Genomic DNA, 22087 nt, shown 5'->3' on the forward strand with positions numbered 1-22087 from the left:
TAAGGCCGGGTCAGGATTTGCGGCATTGCCGTATGTGGTTGAAGGCCGCACTGACCCCCATGGCGGCCAGTGCGCCAAACAGGCTTGCCCGCAGACCGGAGGAGACAAAAACCGTAAACGGGCTGTTCAGCCTGCGGGCTTTGGCTTCAAACGGTCCTTCGGCCCCATAAGCGCCGGGTACGGGTTTGTACAGGTCATCCGGCTGGGGGCCTTCTGCCCAGTCGTGGCTCATCTGGGCTTTGTAGCCGTGGCTGGCCAGCCGGGCTTCGCGGCAGCCGGGGCCAGCAAAGCGCCACAAAGCGGCAAAGCTGTTGGCCCAGCCAATGGAGATCGAACGGCTGGTGGTAAAGGCCGCGCGGCAGATGGCTTCTGCCGCCACCTCTGGCTCATACACCGGGCCAAAGGGTTTGAGGCGTTTGCCGGTCAGGTTGCGGGTCCAGCTGTAGTGCGGCGTGTTTATGGCGGGCAGGTCCACCATAACAACACGAATACGGTCCGCATCGTGGCGCAGTTCCGTGCGCAGGCTGTTGCAAAAGCCGCGCAGGGCGGCGCGGGAGCCGTTTTCTGCCGCCTGTAGGGGCAGGTCGCGCAGGGTCGGGGCCAGGTCGAGGTTGATGATCGCCCCCTGCCCCCTGCGGCGCATAACGTTCAGGGCCGCCAGTGTGCCATTGACGCTGCCAAGGTAGGTCACCTGTGTTGCCCGCTGGATGTCCTGTGCACTCAGGGCGGCAACCTGCCCCACAACAGTGGCCCCCGCACAGTTGGCCCAGACGGAAATGGCGCCAAGTTCGCTCTCAATCTGGTGGGCGGCGTCCTGCACGGCTTGTGCGTCGGCCACATCCACACTGAGCACAAGGGTGCGGATGGAATGCTGGGCCAGATTTTGTGCCGTGGCCTGCAGGCGTTCCTCGTCCCGCCCAAGCAGGGCCACGTCAAACCCTGCGCGCCCCAGTGCGCGGGCCGCCGCACGGCCAATGCCTGACCCTGCTCCCGTAATGACCGCAATCTGAGTTGCCATGCCTGTTGTGCCTCCCGCGTTGGTTCTGGTGGTGGGGTTGTGGTGTTAAAAACTGGTCTTTCTACCTGCGTGAGCAGGGTGTGGAGCGCAAGGCGCGCCAGAGCGGTTCTGCCCTGTGCGCCATAGAACAAATGGCGCCGGTGGCCCCAAACCTGTGTTTACAGGTAGCGCAGGGCCAGAAAACCGCCAAGCAGCACTATGGCGAACACGCCAGTGACCAGTGGCAGGCGGGTTTCCAAAAAATCCTGTATGGCGGGGCCAAAGCGGCGCAACAGGCCCGCCACCAGCACAAAGCGCGCTCCACGGGTCACAAGGCTCGCGCACATAAAGGGGATAATGGCAAAATGGGCCATGCCGCTGGCAATGGTCACAAATTTGTAGGGAATGGGGGTCAGCCCCTTGAACAGAATAATCCATACCCCCCACTGGCGGAACTTGTCCTGCAGGGCGGCCAGCGTGTGTTCGGCATGGTAAAAATGCACAATGGGTTTTGCCAGCGTATCCAGCAGCAGCGCGCCAATCAGCCAGCCCAGCAGCCCGCCTGCAACACTGGCCACAGTGCAGATGGCGGCATAACGCCATGCCTTGTCCTTTTGGGCCAGTACCATGGGAACAAGCAGTGTTTCGGGCGGGAGGGGGAAAAAACTGGCTTCTGCAAAGGCCAGTGCCGCCAGCCATAAGGGTGCATGGGGGCTGGCGGCGTGCCGCAGAACGCGGGCGTAGAGTTTATCGAGCATTCAGGTCCGTTACAGTTGTTCTTGCCGCAGCACGTCTTTGGCCTTGCTGTGGATCAGGTCGTATTCCGCTTGTGTCAGGTTGCCCCGATGCAGCATTTCGCTCGCGCGGGCAAGGGCGTCCCTTGCATGGGTGGCGTCTGGTATGGGGTAGCGGCGGCCGGGCAGGGCAAAGGCGCTATCGGGCAGGGCGTTGCGTTCAGCCGTGGTCAGCTTGGACATGTGCGTATTCCTGTTCCCTCGGTTAAAGGTCGGAGGCACTCTCCACTTCGTCCAGTTCCGCCATGGCGGCTTCTGCACTGGTGGTTGGCACGTCGGAAACTGGCGTGCTCCGCATATCCTGCGCCGGAGGGTGCGACGCGGGAGTAGATGTGAGTGTTTGCGTGACGCGGAATGCAGTCAAGACTGCAAATGTGCCAAAAAGCACGGCACCTATGGCCTGCCCCACCTGTACCCCTTGCGGGCCATAGTGTTCGCACAGCAGCACAAACGGAATTGTGCCCAGTGTTGCCCGCCCCCAGTTGAATGCGGTGGAGTAAAGCGGAAAGCCAAGGTTGTTGAACGCGGCATTGGCCACAAACAGCATGCCCACAAACAGGTAGCTACCAATGGTCCATGTGCAGAACAGGTGCAAAAGGGCGGCGGCATTGCCCTGTGCATTGTACATGGCAATAATCAGATCCTGCGCAAAGTAGAGCAGGACCCATGTTAGCCCGACGCTGATCACAACCAGTTTAAGGGCTGCGGCTAGTGTTTCGCGCACACGGTCGGGGCGGCCAGCACCCACATTCTGGCCCATGATCGGACCAACAGAGCCAGTGAGTGCGAAGACGAGCGAGAACAGCACCGGCACCATCCGCTCGATCGAGGCCTGCCCCGCAACCGCCTCCAGCCCAAAGCCAGACATGGCGCGGGTTACGTACACGCCCCCCGCAGGCGTTGCCAGATTAGTAAGGATGGCAGGCAGCGATATGCCAGCAACCCTGCGCGTATCGGGCACAATGCGGCGCAGGCATGGGCGGGCCAGCATGCTGTGCCCCAACGCCCCACGCAGGCCAGCCCCAGCCACCACAACGCGGGAGAGGGTCGTGCTAATGGCTGCACCCATAAGCCCTTCATGCAACCCAAAAATAAACAGTGGGTCCAGCACGGCCGCTACCACAGCCCCCATAAGGGTAATGTGCATGGAGCCTTTGGCATCCCCCACCACACGCATAAGGGCGGAGCAGCCCATGCCAATGCAGATCAGGGGCAATGCCACGCTGAGGATACGCAGGTAAGCCGTGGCCTCGACTAGTGTTTGCCCTTGCGCGCCAAACAGGCTGAGTATGGGGGCCGCGCCCAGAGCTGTGGCAACGCCCAGCACCCCGGTAACCCCGGTCATAACAATCATGGCGGAGGCGGCAAGGCAGCGGGCCTCCTCATGCCGTCCGGCCCCGATCTCACGCGCGGTGGCCGCGCTTATGCCAATGGTCAGACCAATGGAAATGGCAATCTGTAGCCCAATAACGGCGCTGGCAAAGCCAATGGCTGCGGTCATGGCGGTGTTGTCGAGGTGGCTGATATACACCATGTTGAGCATATCAACCGCAAACACGGCCATAAGCCCAATGGCCCCGGTTCCGGCCATGACCAGCACGTGCCGCATGATGCTGCCTGTTGTAAAACAGGCTTTATGGCGGCTGCCGGGCGAAGATGGCCGGGTCATGCTGGCTCCGTTGGGGCTTGCCCTTGCGTATGGGGGCGCTCGGGTGGACGTAGAGCAGGGCAGTATGTCACGTCCGGGCGGCGCTGCGAATAACCTGTTCGTGGATTAAACCGCATGGCTCGGCTGATTTATGGCGCGGGGGTAATGCTCTGCCAGCTCGGCCTGTTGCGGGCGAGCCAGCAGGAGCAGGCGCAGCTGTTAGGGAGTTGCTTGGGAAGGTATGCATTAAACGCGCATTTGATATGCAAATAATGATCTTCTGCCGTGCCATTCCCACATACCCTCAAACCCGCCGCGGACTGGCTCATAAAAGGCCGCCCAAATAGGGGCCAGAATGGCCAGATGGTGCCAAAGGGGCCGTAAATAGCCACAGCCACAAGGTTTTACGCCAACAAATATGGGGTGTGGGCCATGCCTGCCAGAACTGTGGGCTAGGGCAGGCCGGGTAGGGTAGGGCAAAAGCCAGCCCTGACCGCAACGCTCCCACTTAGAGAAAAGGGCGGATTTGCGCAAGTTAAGGATAGTGGACACACAAGACATGCGCGGCTTTTGGGGCACGCCAGTCCACCAGATGCACCGGGCAGGCGCAAGGATGGATGACAATGGGGCGCGTGGTTGCTAAACCCCCCCTCGCTGCAGCCTTCCTTCCTAATTCGTGTAACAGCTGAGGCCGGGAACCGTCCTTGTCATGAAAATCGTCGCCTGTAACAGCAACCTGCCACTGGCCCAGGCCGTTGCCGCAGAGCTGAACCTGCCCCTGTGTAACGTAACCGTGCGCCGCTTTGCGGACATGGAAGTGTTTGTTGAAATTCATGAAAACGTGCGCGGCGAGGATGTGTTTGTCATCCAGAGCACCTGCACGCCCACGAATGACAACCTGATGGAACTGCTGATCATGCTCGACGCGCTGCGTCGTGGGTCGGCCAAACGCATTACTGCCGTTATTCCGTATTTCGGCTATGCCCGTCAGGACCGCAAATCCGGCCCACGCACGCCCATTAGCGCTAAGCTGGTCGCCAACCTTCTGGTGGAAGCCGGGGCAAGCCGTGTGCTCACGCTGGACCTGCACGCTATGCAGATTCAGGGCTTTTTTGATATTCCGGTGGACAACCTGTACGCGGCCCCGCTGTTTGTGCGCGACATTCGCGCCCAGTACGGTGACCGTGACCTTATGATTGTCTCCCCCGATGTGGGCGGGGTTGTGCGTGCACGCCAGCTTGCCCAGCGGCTGAACACCGATCTGGCGATCATTGACAAACGGCGTGAACGCGCAGGCGTGTCCGAAGTCATGAACGTGATTGGCGATGTGAGCGGCCGCCACTGCCTGCTGGTGGATGATATTGTGGATAGCGGCGGGTCACTGTGCAACGCGGCGCGGGCCATTGCCAAACAGGGTGCGGCATCGGTTGGGGCTTACGTGACCCACGGTGTGCTGACCGGGCAGGCTGTACCCCGTATTGCCGATTCCCCGATTGAAATGCTGACCCTGACAGACAGTATTCAGGCCACGGCGCCGGTCATGGCGGCTAACAATATTCGCCAGATCACCATTTCCGGCCTGCTGGCGCGCGCCATGCGTGCTGTCTCGGACGAAAGCTCCGTATCTTCCCTGTTTGACTAAAAGGTGTAATGGCCGTGCTTCTCCCCCGTCCATACTGGTATCTGCGGCACGGTCAGACGGACTGGAACAGGGCCGGTCTTTCGCAAGGGCGCACGGATGTGCCCTTGAACGAAACCGGGATCGAGCAGGCTGTGGAAGCAGGCAGGCTGATTGAGCAGGCCGTGCGCGCACACAAGGCGGGCGCCATGACCCGCATTGTGTGCTCCCCCCTTGAGCGCGCCCACCGGACCGCCACCATTGTGCGTGACGAACTGGTGGCGCACGGTCTGCCGCAACTCCCCCTGAGTGTGGATGATGATCTGGCGGAAGTCTGCTTTGGCGAGCAGGAAGGCCAGCCCATTGCCGACTGGTATGATGACTGGATAGCCGAGCAATACACCCCGCCGGGGGCGGAGCCGTTTGCCGTGCTCAAAAGTCGGGCGGCGCGCGCACTCAACCGCGCCACCGAGCAGGATGGACTGCCCCTTATTGTGGCCCATGGCGCGCTGTTCCGGGCGTTACGCGCGGTTATGGCCCTACCGGCCAATGTGCGCCTGCCCAACGCCATTCCGCTGAGTGCTGTGCATGACGCACAGGCAGGCTGGACATTGAGCGAACTTCCCTGACTGTTAACGTCTGAACGTCTGAACGTCTGCATGCGGTATTGCGCCAAAGCTGGCACGCTGGCGCATATGCGGCAATGCGTTCGGGCTGGCCGCTCTGTGCGGTGTGGGGCCAGATGTTTGGCCACCACACCGCTGTAAGGTGCTTTTGCCCCTTATTCCCGCACTGTAGAGGGTTGCGGGAACAGGGATGGGTCATGAATGGCCCGGAGTCTGACGCATTGCGGCAGCATCTGGCGGATCATCCGCATGGTCGCCAGATCGGACAGGCCCGTCTGTTCGGAAAACCAGTCCAGTTCTTCTTGCAAAAAGAACCCGCGTACTTCCGCTTCTGTTGCGGGTGGGCTGTGGGGCGCACTTTGCCAGCGGCGAACGGTGCTGATCATGCCCATGGCCTGTGCGCGTTTTTCCAGCTTACTGGGGCGGTCTGGCCGGGGAACGGGGCCGAGCACCTCGTTCAGGGCGGTCATCAGACCGGATTTGTCGGACGTGGCCCCGGTAATAAAGTCTCCCACATGCGTAATGGCATTGGTGACGGAGTTCAGGAATGTCATGGTAGCCCCCTGTTGTTAAAAAAGGAGATACCTTTGCAACGGGCCGTGGGCGGGTGGAGTTGCGCGCGAAAAGATTAAATAAAAAACATCTGGCAGCCCTGTGCGCAGCGCTCTGGCAAAGGTCTGGGGTGCTCCCTACATTATGGGCGGTACACGTGGCTGGCCCCGTTTGGGGGCAGGCCACAAACGCAAGGAAATACCATGTCTGATCTGATCGTGCTGGGCTTTGACCATATTGATGACGCGGCCAAGGTGCTGAGCGAATGCCGCACACTCCAGAAGGAATACCTGCTGGATCTGGAAGATGCGGTTGTGGTCACGCGTGACGCCAACGGCAAGGCGCATCTGCACCAGAGCATCAATCTGGAAAAAGCGGGGGCGTCATGGGGGCTGTTCTCTGGCGGGTTCTGGGGCGCCATTGTGGGGCTTTTGTGCCTTAACCCGCTGGCAGGCTTTGTTATTGGCAGCGCGGTTGGGGCCGGTGCGGGCGCTCTGGCGGGCAAAATGTCCGATTACGGGATTGATGACGGGTTTATTACCAAACTGAGCGACACCATTCCCCCCAACACCTCTGCCCTGTTTGTGCTGGTGCGCAAGTCCCAGCCGGACAAGGTTCTGGCTGACCTGCAAAAGTTCAAGGGCCATGCCCGTATTTTGCAGACATCCCTCTCCCCCGAAGCAGAAGCGAAGCTCAAGGCTGCTCTGGGCGATGGAGCAGCACCTGCCCAGCCGGTGGCATAAATCGCGCATAGTCTTACGCCATGCGTAAGCCGGGGCTGGTGGGCGTATGTTCACCAGCCCTTTTTTTGTGGCGGATGCGGCGTTTGCGCGGCAATGGGCGGAGTTTGATCGGATGCGTTGTTGTGCGCGCTGGCGCGGCATAGTAGGGGCAGGTTTGCCTTCTTTTCCTTTATGTCGGGTTGCGCTGCCATGGTACGTCTTGTCATGCTCTCGGTGGGGGCGTTTATCTGGCTTGTGACCGAGGTCATGCCGATCGGGTTGCTGACCGATATTGCGCAGGGGTTGCAGGTTTCCCCCGCCAGAGTGGGGCTGCTGGTTACGGGGTATGCCTGGCTGGTGGCGTTGACCGCCATTCCCTTAACCCTGCTCACCTCCGGTGTGGACCGGCGGACCCTTGTCGCCAGCCTTTTGCTGCTTGCTGGCAGTGTGGATGTGGCCTGCGCCTTTGTTACCAATTATGCGGTCATGGCCGTGCTGCGCGTGGTGCTGGCACTTGGGCATGGTATTTTTTGGTCGGTTATTGCCGGGGTTGCGGTTCGGCTGGCCCCGGACATTCCTGTGGCGCGGGCCACGGGTTGGGCCTTTACGGGGGTTGCCGTGGGGTTTGCGGGGGGGATTCCCCTTGTATCCGCCATTGGTCAGTGGCTGGGCTGGCGTGCGGCTTTTGCAACCTGTGGCGTGGGGGCTTTGGTGGTGTTTGCCGCAGCACTGGTGCTGCTGCCCCCCATGCCCGCCCAGCGCAGGCATCTGGACCTGTGGCGTCTGCTCCGCCAGCCGGTTTTTGCTTATATTGCGGTGCTGACAATGCTGGTTATTACCGCGCATTTTACGGCCTACACCTATGTTATTCCGCTATTGCAGAGCATTCCGCATAGTCCTGAACAGCTCATTCCCGTGCTGTTGCTGGTTTATGGTGTTGCGGGCATTGGCGGTAACTGGGTGGGTGCGCGTCTGCCCTGCTCGGCTGGCCGCCTGATCGGGCTGGCAACGGCCGCACTTGTTGCCAGCCACGGGGTTATGGTGGCGGCAGGTTGGCTGCCCGGTCTGGTCTGGGTGGATATGGTGGTGTGGGGGATTGTCAGCGCGTTTATGAACATGGCCCCCCAGAACTACGCCATGGAACTGGCCCCCAATGAGCGTGAGGCCGCATGTTCCTTCAGTGTGACCGGGTTTAACGCGGGTATTGGGGCCGGGGCCTTGTGTGGTGGGGTGGTTCTGGGCGCGGCCGGGGCTTATGCGGTTCTGGCATGGAGTGTGGGCATTGCCGTGCTGGCCCTGCTGGCGCTTGCCGCCGGTCGGTTTGTTATCAGGCCCACACAATAAGGGTGGGGCACAACATGCCCCGCCCGTGCCTGTGGTCTAAAACCCTTGCGAAATCCCGCACAGAATAGTCCGGCGCAGGCCGTATTGGGGGGCGCCCACGCCAATGCCCGATCCATCGCGCAGCATGTAGGTATGGTCACCCAGATTGATCACATCCAGCCGGAGTTGTGTATCGCCCTGCCATGCTTTGCCAAAGGTGTTATGAATAGTCTGCACGGCGGAAAAATTAACGGTGGCGTAAGGCGTTAACGCAAGCCCGTTGGGTATGCCGTTTGCCTCGTCATCCGCGCGCAGGCCGCTGCCATACACCATGGTGGCGGACAGGCGCAGGGGGGCGCGTGTTTTGCGGAAGAACGTATAGGCAGCCCCTGCGGAGGCGGTCCAGCGCTGGTCGTGGTCCAGATGAACCCAGTGGTTGCTGATGTAGTTCAGCTCTCCTTGCTCAAAGTTGAACTGGGCACTGGTAATTTTTTTACCAATGGCGCGCGACCAGGCAAAATTGCCGTAAAGGGAGAGCGGACCACGGTCGTAGGACGTGCTGACCTCATACCCGTTAACCTGCCCGTGGCGGTAGTTAAAGCCGCTTAGAATAATGGGTGCGCCAAACTGGCCCTCATCAATCAGGTTTTTAGCCAGTTTGTAATAGGCGTCGAAGGTTACATGCCAGCCGGGCAGGATGGTCTGGTCAAAACCTGCATCAAAATAGTGGTCACGCTCGGCCCGGACCTTGCTGTTTACGGTCGAATTGGGGGCGGCCGTTGTGTTTGCAAGCTGGGTGAGAGACGTGGTGCTGACCACCTCAAACGGTGGGGGCGTAAAGTAGCGCGAATAGCCTGCATGCAAGGTGCCGCCGTGCCAGGGTTTCCATACAATGTTTACGCGCGGGCTAAACTGGTGTTCGGCGGTGTATTCGCTCACACCATCAAAGCGCAGCCCGTAGTTTATGGTCAGGTTACGCAGGGGTTGCCATTCGTCCTGTGCGTAAATGCCATAAACCATGCCTGTTTTGCCGCTGCCATCATGCAGGGTTATGGGCAGGTTGGTCTGGGTGTTGATGACGTTGGACGTTGTTTTGGAAACATTGCGTTCCACAAAGGCCTGAAGGCCAAAGCGCACAGTGTGGCTGCGTGCTGCGCGCCATGTTACGTCATGCTGTGTGCCGGTGGAAAAAACAGACCGGGCCGCCTGCTGGGCATTGCCCAGATAAAGCAGGTCCCCCATTGGGTCGGGGGAATAACGCAGGGAACTGTACCGGGTAAATACGGAATCCTGTAGGCTGAATGCGCCAATTTCTTTTTGCAGGGCAAGTACTGCAAAGTCGGTAATCTGTTTTTGGTGCTCGTTCAGGCTATCGCTGCTGGTTATGGAGCCTGCGGGGGGCGTGTAGCTGGATTTCCATTTTTGGCCCGGATTGTTGGGGAGTTGGTATTCTGCGTTGGAAATACCCGCAATCAGGCTTATGCGCGTGTCTTCATCCACTGTGTAACGGGTATGGCCCAGAAAGTGGTACTGGTTGCTCAGGTCATGCGGTGCATTGAATGAGCCGGTGGTGTTTTCAATGCCGACCCGGTCATGCACAAAGTCCGCCGTGGCAAAGAAATCCCATTTTCCCTTGTGAAAACCATATTGCAGGGAAGGGAAAAAGTAATCCCGCGCCCCACCGTAAATGGAGAGGTTGCCCCCTGCATTGGTGGTGCCGTTTTTGGTGGTAATATCCACCACGGCCGCTTGAAGGAACCCGAACTGGCTGGGCAATGCGCCAGTGGTAAGGGACATGCTATCGGCAAAGCGGGTCATCAGCGCCTGACCAAACACATTCAGCCCTTCGGGCAGTTGCACGCCATCAAGGCGGAACTGGACCTCGTTATGGTCACCACGGACATGGATCTGGCCGTAACTGTCCTGCGCGACACCGGGAGCTTGCAAAAGTACCTGATTGAGCGGTGCATTATCCCCACCGGGAATGTTTTCCAGAGCCTGACGGCTAAAGCGGTACACGCTGGCCCCCGTGGTGGGGGAAAGCTCGGAGCGCGTGCGGTCCAGATGCGCGGTCACAATAACCTGCTCCGCCTCGTGCGTGGTGGTCTGGGGAATAACCTGCACGGTTTCCGTCCCTTTACGCACCGGGCTTTTGGGGGTGGCTTTGGTGCTGGTGCTGGTGCTGGTGCTGGTGCTGGTGCTGGTGCTGGTTGGGGCTGTGACCTGCGTGGTGGTCGTGGCCGTCTGGGCTGCTGCTGCATGGCCTGTTGCCAGCAGGCTGCTCAAAAAGGAAGAGCAGAGGAGAAGACCAGATGGTCGGTAGGTCATAATTGCATGCCGCCTGAGTTGGAGTTGAGCCAAGGGCCGCATAGCTATTAGTTATATTATAACATAACAATCAAATTATGGGCGTGGCCATAATCCGGCAAACCGTCTGTTGCATTTGTGCAACGCATGGCAGGGTGGCCAAAAGAGGGGGAGGCAGGGAATGCCCGATGTACAAACACCTCCCCGCCAGCGTTGCCGGTCAAGGGAGGTGCTTGCAAAAAAGACCTGTAAAGTCGGCTTATTTTGTTGTGTAACCGCCATTGACCAAAATGGTCTGTCCGGTCATCCACCACCCGTCAGACACCATAAAGCGCACATGGGGCACAATATCTTCCACCTCGGTCAGACCCGTATGGCTGAAGGGGGAAAGAGCCGCCGCACCCTTGTGGTAGGCTACGGCCTCGGGTTCTTCCTGCCCGTAAAAGAACGGAGTATCCATGGGGCCGGGGCCAATGGCGTTGACCGAAATACCACGCCCCCCCAACTCCTTGGAGGCCGCACGGGTAAAGTGCTCCACCGCCGCCTTGGCTCCGGCATAGGTGCTGTAGAACGGCGTGTAAGCCCCAAGCAGGGAGGTGACAATGCTGAGCAGCTTGCCGTTGTTGTTCAGGTGTTTGCCTGCTTCGCGGATAAACTGGAACGCCACTTTGGTGTTAATGGCGAACATGGCATCGTATTCTTCGTCCGTGGTGTCGGCTATGGGTTTTTTGAGCACCTTGCCCACGGTGTTAATGGCTATGTCCAGGCCTCCGGTAGCCTGCTGTGCTTTTGCAAACAGATCAGCAACGGCGCCGGGCTGTGTGAGATCCGCCTGAAAAGCAAAGGCTTTGGCCCCGCTCAGTTGCACGGCTTGCAGTGTTGCCTGAGCCTCGGCCTCGGCCGTGGGGCTGTGGTAATGAATAACCACGGTTTTAGCGCCCTGTTTGGCCAGATCGCGGGCGATCAGCCCGCCAAGGTTCTTGGCCCCGCCTGCGATCAGAACAGTTTTGCCAGTTATGCTGTGGGTGGTCATGTGTGTGTCGCCTTGCCATGTGCAAACAGGCGCGTGCCCGTTTTTTGGTCCGTTCACAGTATCATTTGTAAATAACCAATAAAGGGCGGGAATATGATAAGACCTGTCAGCATTTGCGAACAATGTTGGGTGGGGCAGGCCAATGGACCGCATAGATCAGTGTCGTATATTCGCGCGGGTGGTGGAGACGGGCAGTTTTACCCGTGCGGCGGAAACACTGGGCCTGCCACGGTCCACCGTATCCACCGCCGTGCAGGCGCTGGAGGCGCGCGTGGGGGCAAGGCTTTTGGCCCGTACCACCCGCTCGGTCACCCCAACACCGGACGGGCACGCGTTTTACGAACATTGTGTAAGGCTGGTGGCGGATATGGACGAGGCGGAAGACCTGTTCCGCCGCGAGCGCGGGTCTGTGCGCGGGGTGCTGCGGGTTAACCTGCCAGGCCGCATTGGCCGCCTGATTGTCGCTCCGGCCCTGCCGGAGTTTGTGGCCGCCCATCCGGGCATACAGTTGGAAATGGGGGTGACGGACAGGCCGGTCAACTTAACGGAGGAAGGGCTGGACTGCGTGTTAAGGGTTGGCGCCTTGCACGATTCAGGGCTGATCGCGCGGCGCATGGGGTGGATGACCCTGCTTAACGTGGCAAGTCCGGCTTACCTTGCCCGCCACGGCATACCCCAGACCCCGGCCGATCTGGCGGGGGGTGGGCATGTGGCCGTGCGCTATATGTCCCCCGCCAACGGGCGGGTGGAGGCATGGGAGTGGGAGGAGGGCGAGCAACTCCATACGCTGGACCTGCCCGGCCCCGTTACGGTTAATAGTGCGGAAACTCAGATCGCCTGCTGTCTGGCCGGGCTGGGGCTTATTCAGGTGCCGGGGTATGATGTGCGCCCCCTTGTGCAAAGCGGGCAGTTATGTGTGGTTCTGCCCCAGTGGTGCGCGCCCGCCATGCCGGTGAGCCTTTTATACCCGCACAGGCGGCACCACTCATCCCGCCTGCAAGTGTTCGCGGGGTGGCTGGAAGGGCTTTTGGCCCCGCATCTGCGCTAATTCCGGCACTGCGCGGGTGCGGGTGCGTCTATGGCAGACGGGGGATAATAACCGGGTTGGTGGAGTTGGGGTCCGGGTTAAGCTGGACCGTGCCAGACTGGGAGGAATAGGTGGAGCCGGGCGACTGGTTGGCGCCTTTGGGTTCATGGAAGGCGGAAACCGGGCCAAACAGCAGGCTGCCGGTGTTTTTGTTCATTGTGCCTTCAGGCTGGCGGGAGCAGCCACGGGTAATAATGGAGCATATCCCGTCCGTGCCAATCAGTTCATCATTGTTGCCGGTGTAGTGTACATCGGCCACCCGGTCGTGGTCGAGCCGAATGACGGCAGAACAGGTGGTGCCCCCACCGCCGCCAAGCTGGCCTACGGTTGTCATAATATCCCCAATGGGAATAAGCGTGGAGCCTCCGTAGCTGGGCTGCGGTTGTGTGCCGTTATAGACAAAAATCTGGGTGGTATCGTTCAGTTGTTTGGTGGCGGACGGCAGACCGGCGCAGGCCTGCAGGTCGTATGATGTCATGCCGATCATGGTGACCTGCGCCTTGTGTGCTGCGCGCGAGTCAAAATAGCCGCATCCGCTTAACCCCAGAGAGAGGGAGGAAAGGGCAAGGATGCTAAAAAGACGACAGGTCATATAACGGAATATCCCAACAGCCAGACTTGGCGCATGCCCCCGCACGGCATAGCTTGTGCTCTAAGCCTACTGTGTTCTGTGCGCAGGATGCAAGGCGCAAACCAAGTGTAAAATATATCCTAACCAGTAAAGTGCGTGGTTGCCGCTATTATAAATTGGCCATGCTCCAGATCAGCCCTGCGCGGTTGTGGCAAATAAATGCGTCCATCCCGGTCTTGCCTTCCGTGTTATATGCTTTCATCATAGCGTATGTGCCCATATGGGTATGACATCTGTTTGGGTTGTAAAAATTACAAGCGTTGTCTGCCTGTTTGTCTGTTGCAAACGCTGTTTTTCATATTGGGTGTGCCTGCCACACCGCTTTTGGCCCCTGTTAGGGAGAACTGCCGGTTATGTCGTTTTTGTTCCGCCATAAGGCGCGTGCGCTCTCTCCCTTTATGCTCATGCTGGTCGGGTTGGGTGGGTGCGCCTACATTACGCCCGAACAGCCAGCCGCTCCGCCCCTGCCTGCATTGGCAAAACCTGCCCCGTTCAGTGCGGCGGATGCCGTGTTTGTACAAAAGCTCAATGCCTTGGATCTGACCCAGATTGCCGCAGGCAACACCGCCAGAACCCATGCCGCGCGGAGCGATATTGCCGTGCTGGGTGAAACCATAGCCAAGGACCTGACCGCCATACAGGCCCGGCTGGCCAAGGTTGCCGCCGCCCATACCCTGACCCTGCCAGCCCAGCCCCTACCAGCCGAGCAAAAACAGATCGAGCGTTTGCAACACAGGCAGGGTGCGGCGTTTGACAAACGCTATATCCGTTACTTTGCAGCCGCGCATGCCCAAATCAGGCCGGTGCTTGCCAGCCTGATCGCCACATCCAAAAATCCTGATCTGGTCACAATCGCGCGGGACGTGCAGACCAGATTGGCCGATTATCAGGCCGTTATGCGCTAAGCCCAGTGGTGCGCGCCAGACGCGGGTGGCCCTTTATGCGGCTCCAGGCTGATAATTGCTTGCACAAAAACATGAAGCCCCGCAAAGGGCATGCACCATGCTGACAATCGAAATCATTCTGCTGCTGCTCCTGCTGACCGCCGTCAGCAGCCTGCTCACCCTGCGGTTCCGCCAGAAGGTGCCGCAACCTGTTATTCTGATTGCGCTGGGCGTGGGGGCCGGGCTTGCGGGCATGAATGTGCGCCTGCACCCCGAACTGTTCATGTTCGTGTTTCTGCCCCCCCTGTTGTTTGCAGATGCCTTTCGTATGCCGCTGCGCGAATTTGGGCAGTTGCGCGGGCCAATCCTGTTTTTGGCTTTTGGGCTGGTGGTGCTCAGCACCTTGTTGTGCGGCTATGCCATTCACTGGATTCTGCCAGTTTTAACCCTGCCGGTCTGCTTTACGCTGGCCGCGGCCCTTTCCCCCACCGATACGGTTGCCGTGTCCAGCCTGATCAAGGGCAGGCGTGTTCCCACAAGGCTGTTGCAGCTTTTATCGGGCGAGGCATTGTTTAATGATGCATCGGGCCTTGTCTGCTTCCGCTTTGCCATGGCCGATGCACTGACCGGCGAGTTCTCCTACCAGCAGGCCTTTGGCACATTTATGCTGGTGGCGTGCGGGGGGCTGGCCATTGGCGCCGTGGTGGCGTGGGTTGCCGCGCGCCTGAACAAAATGCTCACCCGCTCCGGGTATGACGAAACACAGTCCCAGATCGTGCTGGTGCTTTTGCTGCCATTCTTGATGTACGCTCTGGCCGAAGCCGTGGGGTGCTCGGGCATTCTGGCCGCTGTTGCGGGCTGCATGGTGGTCAAGCTCTCGGGCATTATCGAGGATGCCTCCACCACCACGCGCCTGCAATCGACCACGGTATGGACCATGGTCAGCTATGTTTTTAATGCGCTGATCTTCCTGTTTTTGGGGCTGCAACTGCCCAGCCTGCTGCAAAGTGCGCATAGTCTGGTGCTGGCGCGGCATGTGGGCATGTGGCGGCTTGGTCTGCTGGTGGTGGAAATTTACGGCATTATGCTGGTCATGCGCTTTGTGGGGATTTGGCTGTCCATTGCCTGCCGCTGGGCTTCTGCGCGGATCAACCACGTACCGTTTGACCCTACGGGGCTTGCCGCCAGCCTGCTGCTAACCTTTGCGGGTGTGCGCGGCGCGGTCACGCTGGCGGCCGTGCTGTCCCTGCCTACGGGGGAGGATGGCACCATGTCCTTCCCCACGCGTGAGCCTGTGGTGGTGATTGCGGCAGGGGTTATTATTCTCTCCCTGCTTGTGGCCAGCGTGATTATTCCTTTGTGCCTGAAGTTCATTCCCGCCGAATTGGTGGATAAAAGTGCGCAGGAGGAAAACATGGCCCGCCAGAAGCTGCTGCGCGCGGCGCTGGACCTGCTGCACAAGGCCGAAACCGTGCCCGCCATAGAAACCCCGCCCGAAACCGAGGAGGACAAGGCCGCACTGGAGGCCGCCCGGCTGGAGGTGATCGACCGCCTGACCAAGCTCTACCAGAGCCGTCTGGAGCAGGAGGATGCAACACCGCGCATTACGCAGGCGGACCGGCGGAACGCCATAAGGCATTCCCGCATGGAACTGGCCCTGCGCCTGCAAATCCTGCGCGCGGAGCGCCAGACCATGCGTGAACTGGTCGCCCAGCAGGACATTAATGACCAGACGGAGTGGAAATTGCAGGAAGAGCTGGATTACGAGGAAGAGGTTATTCACGCCCTCGCCCAGCGCCTCCCGCGCGAGGTCTGAGGGAGGGGGAACCCCAGACCCCGCATACCCCTTACGGTATGGCCTGATCCAGTAGCACCTCCACCCCCGGCACAATCCGCTGGATCAGGTCGCCTGCGGGTTGGGGGGTGTTGGTGACCACATGAATGCTGGCCGAGGCCGCAATATCCTTTTTGGCGTCAGCCAGAGCCGTGCGTGCGTTTTCGCGCCAGTTCAGGGTATGGCCTTCCCCCAGGGCAGCCAGACCAGCGCGCGCCAGCCGGGCCAGTTGGGCGGAGGCTGGCAGGGCCGGGGTTAGCCCCGCGTTATGGGCTGCGGCTTGGGCAAATGCGCTGTCGTTATTGGCCCAGCGGGTCAGCATGGTTTCAAGGTCATGGCGCAGTTCGGTATGACCGGCAATAAAAGCCTGCGCCTCCGCATTAAAGGTTTCGGCATCAAAGCTGTCGGGGCTGGCTATGTCGGCCGGGGTGCCCAACTGTTGCAACGTGGCAGTCTGTTTGTGCCGGATTTGCAAAAATTCATGATTATGCGCGTAGTTCCGCACGGGGGAGACAGCCTGAAGCAGCACACTTGCGGCTTCTGTTTCCCCCGGCGCCAGCCGTTCGAGCATGCGTTGGGTGTTGGCGCGGGCTTGCAGGCCCAAAAGGTCCAGCCGGTCGGCCATAATGGCCAGTCTGGGGTACAGGGTTGTGGCATTGCACCGCTCTGGTGCGGACCAGAACCGCTCGGCCAGTGCCGCAGCCCGTGGCCACACCCGTGCATCCAGCATATCGGGGGAGACAACCTCGGCCCATAGGGCGGTCTCGGCCCCCAGTACGTGGTTTTTTTGGGCATCCGTCAGGGGTGGGGGGGGGGCGTCCTCTGGTTTGTCCGTGCTGGCGGGTGGGGGTGGTGCATCGGGTGGGGTGGGGCCGGTGGTTTGTGCTGCGGCCCGCGCTTCTGCCGCATCCTTGCGCATGTCCAGCGGGTCTGTGGTGTAATAGGCAAGCGCGGGGAGCAGGCGGTCCAGATAATACGGGCCGGAAATAACCGTATCGTGGCCTGCCGCTGTGGCCTGTGCGGTGTGAGCGGGGCCACGCCAGCTTTCTATAATGGTGTCAGGCGGAATGTCGGCTTCCTGCACTTCATCCCAGCCCATGACGGTTTTGCCCCGCAGGCGCAGGGCGTGGGCTACGTGGCGGGTGTAGTCCGCCTGCAAGGCCGCAACAGAGGCCACGTGGTGCTGCTTCATATACGCTGCAATATGGGGGGACTGCGCCCATTGTCTGGCCACGACCTCATCCCCGCCAATATGGAAGACCGGGTCGGGGAACAGGGCGGCCATTTCGGCATATACGGCGTTTACAAAGCCCAGTGTTGCGGGGTTTGTGGGGTCGAGTGCCGCGCGGTTGATTTCTGCCCGGTCGGTGGTGTTGAGCGGGGCGTTGGCGGCGTAGCGGGGGTAGGCCAGCAGCATGGCGTAGCTGTGGCCCGGCGTATCAAACTCGGGCACCACACGGATGCCCCGGTCCGTGGCCTCGCGCACAAGCTGGCGGATCTGTTCCTGCGTGTAATACTGGCCGTGGCTGCCAATGGTATGCAGGCGGGGGAAGGCTTTGCTTTCCACCCTGAAGGCCGCACCATCGGAGAGGTGAATATGCAGCACGTTCAGCTTGAGCATTTCCATGGCGTCCAACTGGCGTAGCAGGTCGGGCAGCGGCATGAAGTGCCTGCTGGTGTCCAGCATAAGCCCCCGCCATGCAAAGCGGGGGGTGTCCTCAATATGGGCCTGCGCCAGTACCGGGCCATCCCGTTCTTGCCGTACAAGCTGGCTCAGGCTGGTCAGGCCATGCAGCACACCTGCCGGGCCTTGGGTGGTCAGGGTTATGCCGGTGGGGGCCACGTCCAGCGTATAGCCTTCCCGCATGGCCGGGCCGGGGAATGCGGGGTCCTTTGCCGTGCGGATGTTCAGCACGAACGCGCCCTGCTGGGGCGGGGGCTGTGTAAAGTTTATGGGCCTGCCAGCCAGTATGCCAAGCCGGATGCGCAGCCGCTCCAGCGCGCGCAGCAAAAGTGGGGTGGGCGGGCTATCCCAGCGCACACTCAGGCTTTGGGGGAGGGCAAAGGCCGCCCCCGATGTTTGTAAAACAGCCGGGGCGGGCATAACCAGCGGCGGGCGCACCATGTTGCGCACAAAGGCGGGGGGCAGGTCGGTTGTGTGCGTTTCTGCTCCTTCCTGCGCCCATGCTGTTGTGCAGGGGGTGGCTCCCAGCAGGGCAAGGCCACACAGGAGCAGGGTTCTGGTTGATATGTGTTTGAAAAATGCTGTGGTCATGGCTGTATTTTTTGCGCCGGGAGTGTGAGGGAAAGAGCCTGCGCCCACGCTGTGTCCACCGCCCAGCCAGCCAGTTGGGCGGCGCGCAGGGCGGCCCCGCCCAGCGGGGGCAGAATGGGGGGCATTGCAGGCTGGCCCAACATTGCGGCCACGCGGGCCTGCACAACCGGGCTGTTCATAACACTGCCGCCATAGCTCCACGGTAGGTCAGGCATGGGCTGGACAGATGTAGGCGTGGGTGTTGCGCCAGTGCCAGTGCCAGTGCCAGTGCCAGTGCCAGTGCCAGTGCCAGTGCCAGTGCCAGTGCCAAGGCCGTGGCTGGCCGTACGTGCCAGTTCGGCCAGATGGGTGCCCGCCGCGTGCAGCAGGGCTATGGCATGTGGGTCGTGGGCTACAGCCAGAGCATGAACAGTTGTTGCCACATCTCCCACGGCGGAGCGTGGGTGTTCGCGCGTGCGCAGCCATTCGCGCAGGGCGTCCGGGGCGTAGGCCCCTTGGGTGGGCAGGTCCAGCGCGTGCAGCACGGCCTGGGCAAAGGGGGCAAAGGCAACGTCCGGGTTGTCCAGAAAGCGGGCTGCGTGGTTCAGGGCGCGGCAGCCTATCCAGTAGCCCCCCCCTTCATCACCAAACAGCCAGCCCCAGCCGCCTGCGCGGGTTGTGCGGCCGTCCTGCGCGCGGGCCTGTGCGACCGAGCCGGTGCCTGCCAGCACAAAAACACCCTTGCCCCCGGCAAAGGCCCCACGGTGGGCGGTCTGCACATCGTTTTCCAGTTCCAGCGGTATGTCTGGCCCAAGGGCTGCGCGGGCCACGTCCCTTTGCTGGTGGGAGGAGGGGCGTGCCGCATCATACCCGGCCATGCCCAGCACGGCGGCGCACAGGCCGGTATGGGGGAGGGCGCGCAGCAGGGTATGCAGGTTACTGGCCCATTCCGCCCGGTCATAGGGGTTGCAGCCGGGGCCGGTGGTGTGGGCCAGCACGCGGGCATCCTGGCGGGTAATCAGGGCGACCCGTGTGTGGGTGCCCCCGCCATCGAGCGCCAGAATGGTTTGTGTCCGGGGCATTAGAACACGGTGGGTTCAGGCTGGGTCTGGTTTTGCATGGCGGGGCCAACGCCGCGTGCGGCCTGTACGGCCAGCAGTTCCAGCGCGCGGCGCAAATGCCCGTCGCACAGGCGGAGCAGCATGCGCCCCTGTGCTGGCTCCAGCCCCTGCCGTAGCAATATGGCCAGTTTGATGGAGCCATCCGCCTTGAGCAGCGCAGCCTGAGCCTGCTCGTCCGAGCAGTCGGTCAGTTGGGTAATCATGCGCAGGGCGCGGTGCACCAGCTTGGCGTTAACAATACGCATGTCCACCATATGCCCCCGCCATGTGTGGCCAAGGCGGATCATAAGGGTGGTGGAGAGCAGGTTGAGGCAGATTTTCTGTGCCGTGCCCGCCTTCATACGTGTAGACCCCGCGACCACTTCTGGCCCTGTTTCGGTCAGGATGCCTATGTCCGTTTCCGCCAGCAGGCGGGAGTTGGGGGTACAGGACAGGCCAATGGTCAGGCTGCCACAAAAGCGCGCGCTGGCAAGGGCTGCGCAGGTGTAGGGGGTGTTTCCGCTTGCGGCAATGCCGATCACCACATCATCCGCGGTGGGGGTGTGGCGGGTTATGGCGCGCTGGGCTTCGTCCTCATCATCCTCCGCACCTTCAACGGGGCTGAACAGGGCGGCCTCTCCCCCAGCCAGAAGCAGCACCAGTTTTTCGGAGGGCCAGCCATAGGTGGGGATCAGCTCCACCCCGTCCTGCAAACCAATCCGGCCAGATGTGCCCGCCCCTACGTAAAACAGGCGTCCGCCCCGCTCCAGCCGGGGGACAGCCTGCGCAATGGCGGCCTCCATGTCCACCAGTGCGGATTTAACGGCGGCAGTTGCGGCAAGCTGGCTTTCCAGCAGACTTTCCAGCACCGTACTGGTGGGCCATGTGTCCAGCCCGTCATAACGTGGGTCCTGCATTTCCGTGCGGGGGGGCTGGTGTGGGCTTTGTTGTGTGGTCATGGTCTTGGCCTCCGGTTACGGGTGGGCAGGGGGGGCTGGCTAACGTGCATGATATGGAGCAACCCCGCCAGTCCGAACAGGGCAACCATGCCCAGTACGATCAGCCAGGGGAAGGCGAGGGCATGCCCGTTGGGGTGCAAGGCCAGCATGGCCCACACCATAAGGGGCACGCTGAGTGCAAAGGCCGGGGCCAGTGTGCGGGCCGTGGCGCGGGGCATGGCCATGCCTGCAACAAACGTGCCCAGCATGGGGCCATACCCGCATGCGGCAATGGACAGACCCAGCATAATGGCAGACTGGCTGGAATGGGCAAATAGCCCGGCACAGCCCACCAGCGCGCAGGCCCATGCCACGGTTACCAGCCGGGCAAACCCCAGTGTGGAGCAGCGCAGGGTGCGGGCGGCCCGTGCGCATAGGGGGGCAAAATCGCCCATGCTGGCCGCCGTCATGGCCGAAAGTGTGGCCGAGAGTGACCCCATGGTGGCCGCCAGAATCCCTGCCAGCATAAGCCCGCGCAGGCCCGGTGGCAGGTCATGCACAATATAGGCGGGAAAAATGGCATCCGGGCTGGCAAAGCCTGCCTGCGCAAGCGTTTGCCCGCCGTTATGCACCCAGAGCAGAACCCCGGTCAGGCTGAGCAGGGCAAACAGCACACCCACTCCAAGCGCGCTGCCCATAAGGGCCAGCCGGGCGTCACGCAGGCAGCGGGCGGCCAGCACGCGCTGGACCATAAGCTGGTCGGTTCCGTGCGATGCGACTGACAGCAAAGCCCCCCCGCCAATGGCGGCAAGGGGGGTAAAGGGGCTGTTGAGCACAAAGGCGTTATGGGCAAACAGGTGCAGCCGCCCGGCCTGTTGCAGCGTGTGCCACGTGCCAGCGGGCGCGCCATGCCAGAGCAGGGCCACACACGCCATAGCCCCAAACAGATACAGCCCGAACTGAAGACTGTCCGACCAGACCACGGCGCGCAGGCCGCCACATACAGTGTAAAACAAAGTCAGCAGCATAATGGCCCCCAGCAGCACGGGCTGGGGAATGTGCACATGCAGGACCGCCAGCATGGTCGCAAGGGGCAGCATGCCCGCAAACAGGCGCACGGCTTCGGCCAGTAAGCGGGTGATCAGGAATGTGCCCGATGCCAGCCGTTGCATGGGCGCTCCAAAGCGTTGGCCAAGCCAGTCATACGCGCTGAGCATATGCCCCTGCTGGTACAGGGGCAGGAACCACCATGCCACAATGGCGCGGCCCACAAGGTAGCCCAGAGCCAGCCCGACAAAAACCATGCCCGACCCGTAGGCAATGCCCGGTACGCTGATAACGGTCAGGGTGGAGGTTTCCGTTGCCACGAGCGAGAGGCACAGCGCCCACCACGGCAGGTCCTTATGCCCCTCCAGATAGGCTGCGGGGGAGGCCTGACGGCCTGCCAGCACAAGGGCCACAACCGGCATGGCCGCCAGATAGGCCAGCATGACCAGCAGGTCGGTAAGGGGCATGGCGTGGTCCTGTTCATACCGTATGGGGGCGGTGTAAAAAATACAAAGGGCAGACCGGGCGGGGCCATACCACGTGGGCCACGCCCCATGGCGGACTGGCCGGGGTGGTGGCTGGTAGGGCGTGGCACAAACTTTAGGAACAGCGTGCGGGGGTATCAACCCTCTATCTGCTTTGCCAGCCTGCTGGTGTGCTTACTCCCCTGGGTGTGAAAAACAGGGGGCTTG

Annotated in this window: 20 protein-coding genes; 8 read left to right on the top strand and 12 right to left on the bottom strand. The window is 61.2% G+C overall.

All coding sequences use genetic code 11. The annotated features are described in order from the left end of the window. Positions 1–10: 10 nt before the first annotated feature. The 4 genes from AABE20_RS05715 to AABE20_RS05730 form a co-directional block, all read right to left on the bottom strand. Positions 11–1018: an SDR family oxidoreductase gene (locus tag AABE20_RS05715; RefSeq protein WP_338332200.1), complete on the bottom strand. Its 1008-nt coding sequence runs from the start codon at positions 1016–1018 to the stop codon at positions 11–13. A gap of 158 nt (positions 1019–1176) precedes the next feature. After that, positions 1177–1755 (bottom strand): YqaA family protein, encoded by a 579-nt coding sequence (locus AABE20_RS05720; protein ID WP_338332201.1) that lies wholly within the window; start codon positions 1753–1755, stop codon positions 1177–1179. A 9-nt stretch (positions 1756–1764) separates the two neighbouring features. Then, positions 1765–1974: a hypothetical protein gene (locus AABE20_RS05725; protein WP_338332202.1), complete on the bottom strand. Its 210-nt coding sequence runs from the start codon at positions 1972–1974 to the stop codon at positions 1765–1767. 22 nt (positions 1975–1996) lie between these two features. Beyond that, positions 1997–3460, bottom strand: coding sequence for an MATE family efflux transporter (locus AABE20_RS05730; RefSeq protein WP_338332203.1), 1464 nt, complete (start codon positions 3458–3460; stop codon positions 1997–1999). On the opposite strand from AABE20_RS05730, the gene AABE20_RS05735 reads away from it, so the two are divergent. The 3 genes from AABE20_RS05735 to AABE20_RS05745 all read left to right on the top strand — a co-directional run bounded on the left by AABE20_RS05735 (position 3381) and on the right by AABE20_RS05745 (position 5686). Beyond that, positions 3381–3569, top strand: coding sequence for a hypothetical protein (locus tag AABE20_RS05735; protein WP_253631991.1), 189 nt, complete (start codon positions 3381–3383; stop codon positions 3567–3569). The two genes, AABE20_RS05730 and AABE20_RS05735, sit on opposite strands and share 80 nt — an antisense overlap. A gap of 579 nt (positions 3570–4148) precedes the next feature. After that, positions 4149–5081, top strand: a complete 933-nt coding sequence (locus tag AABE20_RS05740; protein WP_338332204.1) for a ribose-phosphate pyrophosphokinase — start codon at positions 4149–4151, stop codon at positions 5079–5081. 8 nt (positions 5082–5089) lie between these two features. Further along, positions 5090–5686: a histidine phosphatase family protein gene (locus AABE20_RS05745; RefSeq protein ID WP_338332205.1), complete on the top strand. Its 597-nt coding sequence runs from the start codon at positions 5090–5092 to the stop codon at positions 5684–5686. 152 nt (positions 5687–5838) lie between these two features. Here the strand turns inward: AABE20_RS05745 and AABE20_RS05750 are convergent, their stop codons facing one another. Beyond that, on the bottom strand, positions 5839–6237 hold the full coding sequence (locus AABE20_RS05750; protein WP_338332206.1) for a hypothetical protein: 399 nt from the start codon (positions 6235–6237) through the stop codon (positions 5839–5841). A 201-nt stretch (positions 6238–6438) separates the two neighbouring features. Between AABE20_RS05750 and AABE20_RS05755 the strand changes: the two genes are divergently transcribed. Continuing rightward, positions 6439–6978, top strand: coding sequence for a DUF1269 domain-containing protein (locus AABE20_RS05755; protein WP_338332207.1), 540 nt, complete (start codon positions 6439–6441; stop codon positions 6976–6978). A gap of 189 nt (positions 6979–7167) precedes the next feature. Next, on the top strand, positions 7168–8301 hold the full coding sequence (locus AABE20_RS05760; protein ID WP_338332208.1) for an MFS transporter: 1134 nt from the start codon (positions 7168–7170) through the stop codon (positions 8299–8301). 36 nt (positions 8302–8337) lie between these two features. Here the strand turns inward: AABE20_RS05760 and AABE20_RS05765 are convergent, their stop codons facing one another. Both AABE20_RS05765 and AABE20_RS05770 read right to left on the bottom strand, forming a co-directional pair. Beyond that, positions 8338–10608 (bottom strand): TonB-dependent receptor, encoded by a 2271-nt coding sequence (locus AABE20_RS05765; RefSeq protein WP_338332209.1) that lies wholly within the window; start codon positions 10606–10608, stop codon positions 8338–8340. Between the two features lie 238 nt (positions 10609–10846). After that, a complete protein-coding gene (locus tag AABE20_RS05770; RefSeq protein ID WP_338332210.1) occupies positions 10847–11620 on the bottom strand; it encodes an SDR family oxidoreductase in 774 nt (257 codons plus the stop codon). 142 nt (positions 11621–11762) lie between these two features. Between AABE20_RS05770 and AABE20_RS05775 the strand changes: the two genes are divergently transcribed. Continuing rightward, positions 11763–12668 (top strand): LysR family transcriptional regulator, encoded by a 906-nt coding sequence (locus AABE20_RS05775; protein ID WP_338332211.1) that lies wholly within the window; start codon positions 11763–11765, stop codon positions 12666–12668. Positions 12669–12696: 28 nt separating this feature from the next. Here the strand turns inward: AABE20_RS05775 and AABE20_RS05780 are convergent, their stop codons facing one another. Beyond that, entirely contained in the window at positions 12697–13194 is a 498-nt protein-coding gene (locus tag AABE20_RS05780; protein WP_338332597.1) for a hypothetical protein, read from the bottom strand. A gap of 497 nt (positions 13195–13691) precedes the next feature. On the opposite strand from AABE20_RS05780, the gene AABE20_RS05785 reads away from it, so the two are divergent. Both AABE20_RS05785 and AABE20_RS05790 read left to right on the top strand, forming a co-directional pair. After that, a complete protein-coding gene (locus AABE20_RS05785; RefSeq protein ID WP_338332212.1) occupies positions 13692–14243 on the top strand; it encodes a DUF4142 domain-containing protein in 552 nt (183 codons plus the stop codon). Positions 14244–14340: 97 nt separating this feature from the next. Beyond that, complete coding sequence (locus tag AABE20_RS05790) at positions 14341–16038, top strand: Na+/H+ antiporter (RefSeq protein ID WP_338332213.1); 1698 nt, start codon at positions 14341–14343, stop codon at positions 16036–16038. Between the two features lie 31 nt (positions 16039–16069). On the opposite strand, the gene AABE20_RS05795 is transcribed toward AABE20_RS05790, so the two are convergent. The 4 genes from AABE20_RS05795 to AABE20_RS05810 are packed head-to-tail and all read right to left on the bottom strand — an operon-like array spanning position 16070 to position 21862. Next, positions 16070–18331, bottom strand: coding sequence for a beta-N-acetylhexosaminidase (locus AABE20_RS05795; protein ID WP_338332214.1), 2262 nt, complete (start codon positions 18329–18331; stop codon positions 16070–16072). Next, positions 18328–19392: an N-acetylglucosamine kinase gene (locus tag AABE20_RS05800; protein WP_338332215.1), complete on the bottom strand. Its 1065-nt coding sequence runs from the start codon at positions 19390–19392 to the stop codon at positions 18328–18330. Before AABE20_RS05800 ends, AABE20_RS05795 begins: the two co-directional genes overlap by 4 nt. Further along, entirely contained in the window at positions 19392–20369 is a 978-nt protein-coding gene (locus AABE20_RS05805) for an N-acetylmuramic acid 6-phosphate etherase (RefSeq protein ID WP_338332216.1), read from the bottom strand. Before AABE20_RS05805 ends, AABE20_RS05800 begins: the two co-directional genes overlap by 1 nt. After that, positions 20366–21862, bottom strand: a complete 1497-nt coding sequence (locus tag AABE20_RS05810; RefSeq protein ID WP_338332217.1) for a sodium:solute symporter — start codon at positions 21860–21862, stop codon at positions 20366–20368. Before AABE20_RS05810 ends, AABE20_RS05805 begins: the two co-directional genes overlap by 4 nt. Between the last annotated feature and the right edge of the window lie 225 nt (positions 21863–22087).

The organism is Acetobacter zythi (assembly GCF_963921165.1).
Taxonomy (GTDB): domain Bacteria; phylum Pseudomonadota; class Alphaproteobacteria; order Acetobacterales; family Acetobacteraceae; genus Acetobacter.